Origin of the sequence: Chlorobaculum sp. 24CR (assembly GCF_004118635.1) — a bacterium.
In the GTDB taxonomy this organism is placed as follows: domain Bacteria; phylum Bacteroidota; class Chlorobiia; order Chlorobiales; family Chlorobiaceae; genus Chlorobaculum.
Genome location: NZ_SDGU01000023.1, coordinates 46,572 through 58,933, shown reverse-complemented (window position 1 = coordinate 58,933; position 12,362 = coordinate 46,572). Strand labels below are relative to the sequence as shown.

Sequence of the window (12,362 nt, the reverse complement as noted above, 5' to 3'; positions counted from 1 at the left end):
GTCAAGGTCGAGAAATTGAGTATAAAAAGTTGCATTCACAGCAGCTCCAACTCTTCTAAATACCTCGAAGCTCTGCTTCGAGGATCCTTTATTATTTCAATTACTTCTGAAGACATACCATATCTCAATTCTTCCGGCGACAGGAAACAATATAGAGAGTACTATGATGAAGAGTTAAAAAATAAAGTGAAAGAATTGTATAAGTATGAAATTGAGCGATTTGGATACACGTTCTAAAGTTAAGCTATTTTTGATATCAACGAAAGATCGTGGATATTGGGTGATTAGGTATAATTCTTAGAATTGTTCAAGCAGAATGTCATGTTCAGGACTAAGCTATCTTACTACAGAGGTTTTGAAGCAGTAATATTATCATAAACGGCAATCTTTAGTTTTAAAATTGTATACATATTTGTTTGATATTTCTCTAGTGAATTATGATTATAATATATCCTCGCTATTAATTATATGAACAAAGAGCAATTGAATGCGTTGTTGATCATTGCCATTGAGACTGCGATTACTGCCAGTAAAGTAATTATCTCCGTCTATGAATCCGGTGATTTCACTGTTGAGGCAAAGGCGGACAAATCACCCTTGACCAAAGCTGACCAGCTCGCTCATGCAGCGATTGTTGCGAAACTGGAGGCGACCAAAGTGCCGGTGCTGAGCGAAGAGGGGCAGAATATTCCATTTGCAGAACGTGTATCATGGCGGAGATTGTGGGTTGTAGACCCACTGGATGGAACCAAGGAGTTTATATCGCGCAACGGTGAATTTACTGTTAATATAGCCTTTATCGAAGAAGGAAAACCAATTCTCGGCGTCATCTACGTACCGGTGCTGCACGAGCTATTTTTCGGGATCGTTGGTAGCGGAGCCTACAAAGTCGATGCAGCGAATCGTTTTGATGGCATCAGCGAACTGATGGCGGCGGCCATCAGGTTGCCAATTAAGCGTGATGATGCAAAATACAGAGTAGTTGGTAGTCGTTCGCACATGAACGAACGTACGTTATCGTTCATCGAATCACTGCGCAAAACTTATCCAAATCTGGAGATTGTACAGCGCGGCAGTTCGCTCAAGATTTGCATGGTGGCTTCCGGCGAGGCGGACATATACCCTCGTTTTGGCCCAACTATGGAGTGGGACACGGCCGCCGGTCACGCCATCGCCTTGGCCGCCGGAAAAAGAATTGCGAAATCAGATGAGAAAGGCGACCTTATCTATAACAAAAAGGATCTTTTAAACCCATACTTTATTGTGAAATGAACAATAATATCTATTCTGTTTTTGACAAGATTCTTGGGCGAAAAGAAAAAGAGCTATTTCTAGGGCAAGGAGGATGCGTTCTATGGTTTACAGGATTGTCTGGAGCGGGAAAAACGACAATTGCCTGCTGTGTTGAGCGCGAGTTGGCTTCGCGAGGTATTTTGACTCAAGTACTCGATGGAGATAATATTCGTAGCGGATTGAATAAAAATCTGCATTTTGACTTAGAAAGTCGAATGGAAAACATTCGCAGGATTGCTGAAGTCAGTAAACTGTTTGTCAATTGCGGAGTGGTGACGCTTAATTGTTTTATCAGTCCAGAGCGAGATATGCGTAAAATGGCGCGGGACATCATAGGAGAGAATGATTTTTTTGAAATCTATGTCGATGCATCACTCGAAATGTGTGAAATACGAGATATAAAAGGTTTGTATCGCAAAGCACGTGCAGGAGAGATTCCGAATTTTACAGGAATTCATCAGGAATACGAAGAACCAGAAAACCCGGCTATTCATCTTCGAACTGATATAGAGTCTCTCGAATCTTGTGTGAAAACTGTGGTAGATATTGTGGTTCCAAAGATTAAAGCAGTATTATAATAAATATATTTTTGAAATGATGGTATATTTAGAATGTGAATTTGAGATGCTGGCGTTATTTTGAAAGAATTTTAAAAATTGCTATGGTTAAATAATGAGTTATGTTAAATGAAAAGTTGAAAAAAAATAAGATTATTGAAATTGCAAAAAATTTATTGAAAGTAAGACTAAAAGATACAATTAATAAGTTGTTGTTAATTCTATTTGGGCGAAAATGGAAAATAATATTTATAAATGAGTATCCGAAGTGTGGAGGAACTTGGTTGAGATACATGTTAGAAGAAGCGTTGTTATCAAAAGGTTACAATACAAATAAAAAAGAAATCAAAATTATAAAAGAAAAACATATCTTACAAAGGCATTGGTTAAGATATACAAAATACGCATATAGAACAATTGTTATAATCCGTGATCCTCGTGATGTTTATAATTCATTTTACTTTCATGAAAATTATCATAATCCAAATCAAAAATATAAAACAATATTTGGTTATGATGAAAGAAAAATAGATAAGGAAAATATGTATAGTTATATAAACAGTAAGCTATTGTACCCTGAATTAACAACACCCGGTTTTTCATATAAAGTATTTTGGGACACATTCAAAGTTAAAAAAGATATTTTATTTATAAGGTACGAAGATCTTAAGAGAGATACAGTAAGAGAGTTGAAAAAAGTATTCGAATATATAGGGGTGGATGTTGATGAGGATAAAATAAATGAAGCTATAAAAAAATACGATTTCGAAAATATGAAAAAAAAACAAGAAAACGCTGATGGAAGAAAAAACCATGTGAGAAAGGGTGTTGTTGGTGATTGGCAAAATAATTTCGATGAAAATACTATAGACCTATTTAAAAAATATTATAATGATACAATAATTGATATGAAATATGAAGATGGTGAAGCTTGGGGTAAAAAGTGAAAAGATAAAAAAGGCAAGCATTTGTATTTGATATGTATAACGTGTATGATATTAATGATTATATTCAAAGTATTGTGGGAAAACAGCTAATAAGTATTATGGATATAATATGTATTATGATAAAATAAATAAAAAATAGTAATAGATGATGCAAGTGCATATAGAAAAAGAAATGTATTTAAGCTGACTGCATGAAAATACTTTGGATTACAAATATAGTATTTCCGGAGCCAAGTAAGACTCTTAATATTCCTGCATCTGTAACGGGTGGATGGATGTATGGATTATTAGAACAAATAAAAAAAGAAAAAGAAATAGACATTGCTGTTGCAACAGTATATGGTGGAAGTGATTATGTGTTTTTTGATATATGTGGCGTAAAATACTATTTGCTTCCATGTGATAATAATTTAAGATATAATAAAAGCTTGAAGAGATTGTGGAAAGAGGTATTTCAGAGTTATATGCCAGATCTTGTGCATATACACGGAACGGAATTTCCACACGGATTAGCTTGTATTCATTCGTCAAAAAATGAAAAATTTGTTGTTTCTATACAAGGTTTGGTTAGTGTCATTGAAAGATATTATTATGCCGGAATATCATTAACAGGCATAGTGAAAAATATAACAATAAGAGACGTTGTAAAAAGAGATACTATTATTAACGCGAAAAAAAAATTTATAAAAAGAGGGTGGTATGAGAAAGAATATATAAAAAAAGCTGGGAATGTAATTGGTCGAACAGAATGGGATAAAGCGCATACAAAAGCAATAAACAAATCTGTTGTTTATTATCATTGTGACGAAATCCTTAGAGGTGAGTTTTATGTGGCAAAAAAATGGGATATCAACAACATAAAGAGAAATACAATATTTTTAAGTCAGGCAGGTTACCCAATAAAAGGGCTACATCAAGTATTAAAAGCGGTTTCATTAATAAAAGATGAATATCCTGATATAAAAATTAATATCGCGGGGACATCAATAATAAGAGCTGAAAATATAAAAGATAAAATTAGAATTAGTGGATATGGATTATATATAAAAAGGTTAATAAAAAAATTAAAGCTTAATGAGAATGTAATATTCAAAGGGCTGTTAAATGAAAGTGAAATGAGAAGAGAGTATCTTGCAGCTCACATATTTATATGCCCATCAAGCATTGAGAATAGTCCAAATTCAGTAGGCGAGGCGCAAATATTAGGTGTGCCAACTATAGCGGCTAATGTTGGAGGAGTTCAAGATATGATAAAGCATCATGAGACTGGTATATTATATCGTTTTGAAGAAGTTGAAATGCTTGCAGAATATATTAGAATGATATTTACAGATGATTTATTCGCTATGAAGTTATCATCGCAGGGAATTATGTCTGCTGAAAAACGACATGATAAAATAAATAATGTTACAGAGATGATAAAAATATATAAAAGTATATGTTCGCCTTAGAGTTAATTTTTTTAATCTCTATGGGTCGAATTTCCCGAAGCTTGCTTCGTGAAAGTGTGCAATCAAAGATAAAGCCATACCCCGTAGCTTGCTGTGGGGTAGTTGATTTAGTGATAATGATATTGGGGTATGTATTAATTCGCCAAAGCCAAGCCATATGCTTTTGGTCGTGAGAAAAAGGCGTCAAAAACAATGCAAACAAATATAAAATTTAAAGATATATGCTATTGGTAGGCCTTTTTAGCGCATTTGTTGTCTTTTTGGCGAGTTTAAGTAAATCAAAACGCGATGGTCTTTGGATTAGATTGTCATTTTTATTGATATTTCTTTTTTTGGCACTGAGGTATGATTATGGTAATGATTATATGGCTTATTATTATGGTTTTAAAAATATAAGATATTATGATCCTGAAGCACATTTTGAGATAGGGTGGCAGTATTTAAATCTTATATTTAAGCCTGTTGGTTTTTTTGCGATGGTTGCATTCCTTGCAGCAATAAATACATATGTTTATTATAGGTTTATTTTGAAATATGTACCATCAGAATACTATTGGCTTGCTGTGTTTATCTATTTATTTAATCCATCATTTATGTTGATACAGCTCTCTGCAATGCGTCAGTGTGTAGCTATTTTGTTATTTGTTTTATCGATAGATTCAATTTATGAAAAAAATATAATAAAGTATGCTTTTTATATTGTAATGGCTTCATTATTTCATACAAGCGCAATGATCCTGTTGTTGTTATACTTGCCGTTTATCTATAATTGGCATGTAACGCAAGTTAAGGCAGTGATCTTGTTTATTTTGTATTTGTTAATGCTATTTTTAGGACCATCATTGGGGAAGCAATTTTTCTATGTGGTTGGGCAGTATTTTGATAGATACGCTGATTATTTCGGTGGCACAGAACTTAACAGCGGGTTGGGAATTTTATATTATACTTTCATATTAGGTTTAATACTTTATTATTCAAGAAATGAAAGGAGTGGTGAAGATTTACTATATAAAATTGCAATTGCTGGTTATTATGTCTTGCCATTTTCTTTTATTGTTCAGCTCGCGGGGAGAGTTGGGCTGTATATGCAGCCAGCATTAATAGCTGTGATTCCGATGATAATAAAAAGTATAAAGAGTAAAGACGTTCGACGAGTAATAGTCTTAAGCTATGTTGCGATGACATTGTTGGGATATTATAAATTATTTAATTCCGAGGTTTTTCGTGAAAAATATGAAAATTATAAAACAATATTTTCTGCTAATGTTAAATAGTTTAACTGCTTGGGTGTGTAAGCGTGGTATTTGTGCGGATTTTATAATTGTTAGATGACTAAGATGGATAATAATATTAAAAAAAAATATCCACGTCTTTTGTTAGTCCATATGTCAAAGGTTAAAGAGAATGATCCCGTAAACCTTCTTCTTAGGATGCAATTTGCCGATTGGCCAAAAGACAAAATAGCTCAGATTCATGCACAAGCAGAAATTAATGGTTTTGGAGAGTTTTGTGACAAATATTATCAGCTTAAATCATGTGACAGATTATTTGGAGGTTTATTCGATTTATTGAGAGGTAAAGTTTTTAGGATGGTTGATGCTAAAAAGATAAAAGAGTCTTATGGTGAAGAAAATAAAATATATGTGCCTAATTTTACTGATAGGTTTAAAAAGTATATCGGTGATTTATTGATAAAGTCAGGGCTTTGGGAGATTATATTTAATACTCGTCTCTCAGAATGCATGATGGCTTTTATAAATGATTTTAAGCCAGATGTAATTTATACACAGGGTTACTCATTGGGCTTTGTAAGATTATCGATGTTAATATCTAAAAAATATAATATTCCAATATGCTTTCAAACCACCGACGATTGGCCAAATAGCCTTTATAATTCAAGCCCTGTCGGGTGGTTGATAAAGAGAAAGGCGAGTGAGCTTATTAAATATTCAAAGCTTCGATTAGCATTTGGAGAAAAAATGAGAGATGAATATGAAAAAAGATATGGTGTTAAGTTTGGCTTAACTTATCATTTAGATAATCCCCAAAGATTTATTAGTAAGAGAAACGAAGTCGTAAAAGATAAATTCAAAATAATTTATACTGGTGGACTTGGACATCGCCGATATGAGGCAATATTAGATTTGCTTAACGTTATTAGAAGAAATCAATTCTTGAAAGAAAATGCTGAAATATATGTTTATACACACAGCATCCCAAGGGAACTTCCAAAAGAGATTTTAAATTCTAAAGAAATAAATTACTTGCCATTGCCTGCGCATGAAAATCTTCCGTTGGTTTTGTCGGAAGCATCATTGTTATTTCTTCCTGAATCATTTAATGAAGATAGAAGCGCAATAGAATATTCTATATCAACTAAAGCGCATTTGTATATGATGAGTGAACGCCCAATATTGGTATATGGGCCGCCATATAGCGGTACGGTAAATTATGCTTCTCGTGGTGGGTGGGGGATTGTTGTCGATGAAAGAAGCGAAACAAAATTGAGTGAAAAATTAGATAAAATCTTTGACAATGATATAATGATGGTGGTTCAAAATAGTGCAAAAAAATGTGTGGAAAATAACCATGATTTAGAAAAGGGGGGAAAAAATATATACGATCAGATTCTTGCTATAAGTAGTCAATGATTGATAGGGGGCGTTGCTTCTAAGGTGGAATAAAAAGATTAAAAGTAATAATAAATATAGTGATTATTTTATTTGTGTGATTTAGTGATATATAATGATTATCCGAAATGTTAACTATTTGTTTTGATAAAGTTGATAAATTATAATTGCTAAAGAGCTAATGCTGCATGTTTTAGAGATGGTTAAATGTATGATATGTAATGATGTTTATATAATAACAAATATAGCTCCTCACTATCGTGAGGCGTTGTGGATGGAATTGCTGAAGTGTGATAAGTATAATTATCACTTTGTAGTTGGAGGTGATTTGTTATTTGGGATCAAGTGTATAGATTTTAAGAAAAATAAATTTAAGGCATATGAGGGTCGGGTAAAACTCGTTGAAAATATTTTTGTTAATAAAAGAAGATTGGTTTGGCAGCGTGGTGTTGTTAGTGTCTGCTTAAGTAAAAAAATGAAATCGGCCATATTTTTGGGCGACCTGTATTGCCTTTCTACTTGGTTTTCAGCTATAATATGTCGTCTGCGTGGGATTGAGGTTGTGTTTTGGGGGCATGGTTTATATGGTAAAGAAGGATATTTTAGATTGTTGATAAAAAAGATTTTTTTTAGAATCGCACATAAGCATCTTTTATATGAGCGAAGGGCAAAGGGCTTGATGCAATCTTTAGGTTTTCAAAAAGATCATTTATATGTTGTTTTTAATTCATTGAATTATGAGAAACAGCTGAAGTATAGAGGCGATTATGCCGGATTGAACAAAAAAGATGTTTTTGGGTTTTTTAGAAATACTGAATTGCCCACTATTGTTTTTATTGGACGCTTGACGGTTCAAAAAAAGCTTTATTTATTGCTCCAAGCTGTTTTGGAAATAAATATAAAGAATGTTGAGATAAATTTATTGTTAATTGGTTCTGGGGAGGAAGAAGAAAAATTAAAGAAATTTGGTGAAAATGGCGTTGATCGTGGATGGTTGCATTTCGCAGGGGCAATATATGATGAAAAAGAGATTGCGAGGTATTTATCTGCGTCAGATTTATGCGTCTCTCCAGGCGATGTAGGTTTAACAGCTATACATAGCTTAGGTTATGGTACTCCAGTTGGTACGCATGGCGATTTGAGGTATCAAATGCCAGAAGCAGAGGTAATTGTTGACGGATATAATGGGTTTTATTTTGAACGTGACAATGTTGAGGATTTGAAGAGAAAAATTAAATGCTGGTTTGCCAATAATAATGATAGGCAATTTATAAGGTGTCGTTGTTATGAGGTTATAGATAAATATTATAATCCGCATTATCAGTTGCAGGTTTTTACGAGATTGGTTGATGGGGAAATACCTGAAATATGATTTTTTGGTTGGATTGGGGTGTATGGAAAAATATAAAAAATGTGAAAATTGATGCATATACTGCAAGTTAATTCTGATTATGAATATGGTAGCACGGGACGTATAGCAAGCGAATTGCAAGATAGGATCGTATTGGGGGGGGATAAATGTACGGTTGCGTATGGACGTAAACGTATTAAAGATGTAAAAAATTCTTATGTGATACAAATTGGGAGTACATTTGATAATTATTTGCATCTCGTGCAAACAAGAATTTTTGATGTACACGGTTTTAGTTCATTATGGGCAACAAAAGCGTTTATTAAAAAAATAGACTTTTTGAAGCCTGATTTGATCCATTTGCATAATCTCCATGGCTACTACATACATATCGGATCGTTGTTTGAGTATTTGAAAAAGATCAAGAAGCCAGTCATATGGACACTACATGATTGCTGGCCATTTACTGGACATTGTGCATATTATGATTATATCGGTTGTGATAAGTGGAAAAAAGTGTGTCATCACTGTGCCTTAAAAGGTGAATATCCGAGCAGCTATTATATTGATAGATCATCCGAAAACTATCAGCAGAAAAAAAAGATATTTAATGGTATGTATAATCTCACATTTGTGACACCATCAAGATGGTTGATGAGACAGGTTGAAGATTCATATCTGAATGAATATCCGGTTAAGGTTATAAATAATGGTATTGATATAGATGTTTTTAAGCCTGTTTTGAGTGATATTAAGCGATCTTACAATCTTGAGGGTAAATTTCTGATTTTAGGCGTTGCTTCAGTATGGGGTGAGAGAAAAGGATTGCAATATTTTATTGACCTTGCAGAACGGCTTAAGCCGGACGAAAGGATTATACTGGTAGGGGTGAGTGAAAGGCAGATAAAGCAACTTCCTGATGGGATTATAGGCGTACGGAGTACTAATAGCACTTCACAACTTGCTGAAATATATAGTTCTGCCGATGTATTTGTTAACCCAACTCTTGAGGATAATTATCCTACTACAAACCTTGAGGCAATGGCATGTGGAACTCCTGTAATAACCTTTAATTCTGGAGGTAGTGCTGAATCTATAAAAGAAGGCTGTGGTATAGTAGTGGAACGGGGTGATTTAGAAAAGCTGGTTCAGGCTATATCTGTGATAAAGAAAAATAGAAAGAATTTTTATGATGCAAATTGTAGGCAGCATGCTTTATTATCTTTTAATAAGAATGAACGATTTGAAGAATATATTGAACTTTATAGATACTGTGTTGATGGATAAAAATGTGTTTCTTGGTTAATATGTAATAATGATAAATACAGATAAATGTTCAAAAATAAAACCCTCCTAATTACTGGCGGTACCGGAACTTTCGGTAACGCAGTCCTTCGCCGTTTTCTCGAAACAGACATTGCTGAAATTCGTGTTTTCAGCCGTGATGAAAAGAAGCAGGACGACATGCGTAAAGAGTATGCCAACTCAAAGCTCAAATTCTACATCGGTGATGTACGCAATCCCGATAGCGTTCGCGATGCAATGGGGGGCGTTGATTATGTATTCCATGCAGCGGCCTTGAAGCAGGTACCATCATGTGAATTTTTTCCGGTTGAGGCGTTACGTACGAACGCTCTCGGCACGCATAATGTGTTAACGCAGGCGACAGCGGCTGGCGTGAGCAGGGTTATTGTGCTCAGCACGGACAAGGCTGTCTATCCAATTAACGCTATGGGTATTTCAAAAGCGATGATGGAAAAGGTTGCTATTGCACAGTCACGAGTCTCTGGAGAGCGTACGGTGATTAATGTAACACGCTATGGAAACGTTATGGCCAGCAGGGGTTCGGTTATTCCTCTGTTCCTCAAGTACCTTCAGGATGGCCGTCCATTGACGGTTACTGATCCAAACATGACCCGTTTCATGATGAGCATCGACGATGCCGTCGATCTCGTGCTCTATGCCTTTACCAACGGCAATCCCGGTGATACGTTCGTTCAAAAAGCTCCAAGCGCCACTATCGAAACACTTGCACTTGCGCTCAAAAAGCTCATGAATAGCGATGTTCCAGTTAGCATCATAGGAACACGGCATGGTGAAAAACTCTATGAAAGCCTTCTGACTCGCGAAGAACTTGCCGTTGCGGAGGATCTTGGCGGTTATTATCGAGTTCCGGCGGACAACCGCGACCTGAACTATGCCGCATATTTCAGCGAAGGATGCGAGGAGGTCTCATTGAAAGAGGATTATAACTCTCACAATATACCGCTGCTCAATGTCGATAATATGTGCGAACTCTTGATGACGCTTGAGTGCGTTCAAAAGGCAATGAATGGGGAGCGGGTGGAGCTATGAGGTGAAGAAAAGAGATTTTGAATTTTGGATTCTTGATTTTGAATTATCAGGCAGAGAAACGTCAGAATGCTATGAAAGAGAATCTGATCAGGGATAAGAGTTATCGGTTTGCGTTGAGCATCATCGATCTTTATAAGATACTTGTGGCACAGAAAGAGTATGTGATGTCAAAGCAGCTGCTTAAATCTGGAACGAGTATCGGAGCAAATGTTGAAGAGGCACTTGCAGGTCAAAGCAGAGCTGACTTTCTTTCGAAAATGTCTATTGCATCCAAAGAGGCACGGGAAGCACGTTACTGGCTACATCTTCTTCGTGATAGCAATACTCTTGATACTGAACACCTCATCCATCTGATTCAGGAATCTGAATGCCTGATTAATATCCTTACTTCAATAGTGAAAACAACCTCCATAAAAAAAGCTTAAAGCTTTTTTTATGATTCTTGATTTTGGATTCTGAATTTTGAATTGTTTAAGAAAATAGTGAAAAAAATAACCGATTATTGCTCTGGAAATTATAGTAATTCAAAATCCATAATTTAGAATTTAAAATCTTCTTTTATATGTCTGTAATCCCTGAATCCAAAATTCAAAATTCAGAATCCAAAATCATCAAAGTTTTAGTAACCGGTTCGAACGGTTTTGTCGGTAAAAATCTGTGCTCTGTGTTACGTATGATTGAGAGTGTTCAGCTCTATGAGTTCGATATCGCCAATTCTTCTGTCGATCTCGAGCGGATGCTGAGTGACGTAGATGTTGTTGTTCATCTTGCAGGTGTAAACCGTCCAAAGAACGAACAGGAGTTTATAACCGGTAACGCTGGGTTAACGGAAAGCATCTGTTCATATTTAAGTCGATCCGGTAAAGCTGCGAAGATTGTGCTTGCCTCGTCGATACAGGCGGAGAGCGTCAATCCTTACGGACAGAGCAAGCTACAGGCTGAAGAGACCATCCGACAGTATGCCGAAAACAGCGGTGCAAAAGCTGTTGTCTATCGGTTTAAAAACCTGTTCGGTAAATGGTGCAGGCCGAACTACAATTCCGTGACCGCCACTTTTTGCCATAACGTCGCTCACGGATTGCCGATTTCCATCTCCGATCCGTCAAGAGTGATCGAACTTACCTACATCGATGATGTGGTCAATGCGCTGGTTGGTGAGATTATGGATGATGATTCTCATGCTCAGCCAGGTTTCTCTTTTGCTCCGGATCTTTCGGGGTATCCCATATCGCTTGGAGAGCTTGCCGATCTGATAACCTCCTTCCGAAACTCGCGCGAAACGCTTGAAATGCCCGGGTTTGACAGCTCCCTCATCAAGGCACTGTATGCAACCTATCTATCGTATCTGGATGGAGAGGAATTTGCGTATCCGCTTACGATAAGGTCTGACGAGCGCGGTTGTCTCGCGGAGATGATGAAAAGCCGCACATTCGGGCAGATTTTCGTTTCACGAACGAAACCGGGCATTACACGCGGCAACCACTATCACCATACGAAAACGGAAAAGTTCATGGTGGTGGAGGGAGAGGCGGTCATCCGGTTCCGGCGTGTCGATAGTGATGAGGTTATCGAGCATCGCGTTTCAGGAAAGGAGTTCAGTGTTGTGGATATACCGCCAGGCTATACGCATCATATCACCAACACTGGCCAGGGTGAGCTGGTAACGCTTTTTTGGGCTTCAGAAATGTTTAATCCAGAACTGACTGATACCTATTTTATGCCCGTCTGAATTTTACTCATGAATCCATTCGGTTTGTGGGCAACAATTTTTCTATTGC

The 12,362-nt window shown here is 36.1% G+C and carries 11 protein-coding genes and 1 pseudogene; all 12 read left to right on the top strand.

All coding sequences use genetic code 11. The annotated features are described in order from the left end of the window. Nucleotides 1-237, top strand: a pseudogene (locus EST62_RS13640) (hypothetical protein); the annotation flags it as partial. Nucleotides 238-468: 231 nt separating this feature from the next. Then, the gene (cysQ, locus tag EST62_RS05030) at nt 469-1,272 is read left to right on the top strand and encodes a 3'(2'),5'-bisphosphate nucleotidase CysQ (protein WP_129051010.1); all 804 of its coding nucleotides are present in this window, start codon (nt 469-471) and stop codon (nt 1,270-1,272) included. Next, nucleotides 1,269-1,871 (top strand): adenylyl-sulfate kinase, encoded by a 603-nt coding sequence (cysC, locus tag EST62_RS05025; RefSeq protein ID WP_129051009.1) that lies wholly within the window; start codon nt 1,269-1,271, stop codon nt 1,869-1,871. The genes cysQ and cysC overlap by 4 nt, the downstream gene beginning before the upstream one ends. 101 nt (nt 1,872-1,972) lie before the next feature. Next, nucleotides 1,973-2,797 (top strand): sulfotransferase domain-containing protein, encoded by an 825-nt coding sequence (locus EST62_RS05020; RefSeq protein ID WP_129051008.1) that lies wholly within the window; start codon nt 1,973-1,975, stop codon nt 2,795-2,797. Between the two features lie 191 nt (nt 2,798-2,988). Then, a complete protein-coding gene (locus EST62_RS05015) occupies nt 2,989-4,248 on the top strand; it encodes a glycosyltransferase family 4 protein (RefSeq protein WP_129051007.1) in 1,260 nt (419 codons plus the stop codon). A 221-nt stretch (nt 4,249-4,469) separates the two neighbouring features. Beyond that, the gene (locus EST62_RS05010; protein ID WP_129051006.1) at nt 4,470-5,522 is read left to right on the top strand and encodes an EpsG family protein; all 1,053 of its coding nucleotides are present in this window, start codon (nt 4,470-4,472) and stop codon (nt 5,520-5,522) included. Between the two features lie 63 nt (nt 5,523-5,585). Next, the gene (locus tag EST62_RS05005) at nt 5,586-6,899 is read left to right on the top strand and encodes a hypothetical protein (protein ID WP_129051005.1); all 1,314 of its coding nucleotides are present in this window, start codon (nt 5,586-5,588) and stop codon (nt 6,897-6,899) included. Between the two features lie 160 nt (nt 6,900-7,059). Next, complete coding sequence (locus EST62_RS05000; protein WP_129051004.1) at nt 7,060-8,250, top strand: glycosyltransferase; 1,191 nt, start codon at nt 7,060-7,062, stop codon at nt 8,248-8,250. Between the two features lie 51 nt (nt 8,251-8,301). Next, a complete protein-coding gene (locus EST62_RS04995; RefSeq protein WP_129051003.1) occupies nt 8,302-9,516 on the top strand; it encodes a glycosyltransferase in 1,215 nt (404 codons plus the stop codon). Nucleotides 9,517-9,561: 45 nt separating this feature from the next. Beyond that, nucleotides 9,562-10,584 (top strand): polysaccharide biosynthesis protein, encoded by a 1,023-nt coding sequence (locus EST62_RS04990; protein ID WP_129051002.1) that lies wholly within the window; start codon nt 9,562-9,564, stop codon nt 10,582-10,584. Between the two features lie 71 nt (nt 10,585-10,655). Further along, the gene (locus EST62_RS04985) at nt 10,656-11,009 is read left to right on the top strand and encodes a four helix bundle protein (RefSeq protein WP_129051001.1); all 354 of its coding nucleotides are present in this window, start codon (nt 10,656-10,658) and stop codon (nt 11,007-11,009) included. 137 nt (nt 11,010-11,146) lie between these two features. Continuing rightward, nucleotides 11,147-12,313, top strand: a complete 1,167-nt coding sequence (locus EST62_RS04980; protein WP_245153470.1) for an NAD-dependent epimerase/dehydratase family protein — start codon at nt 11,147-11,149, stop codon at nt 12,311-12,313. Nucleotides 12,314-12,362 lie beyond the last annotated feature (49 nt).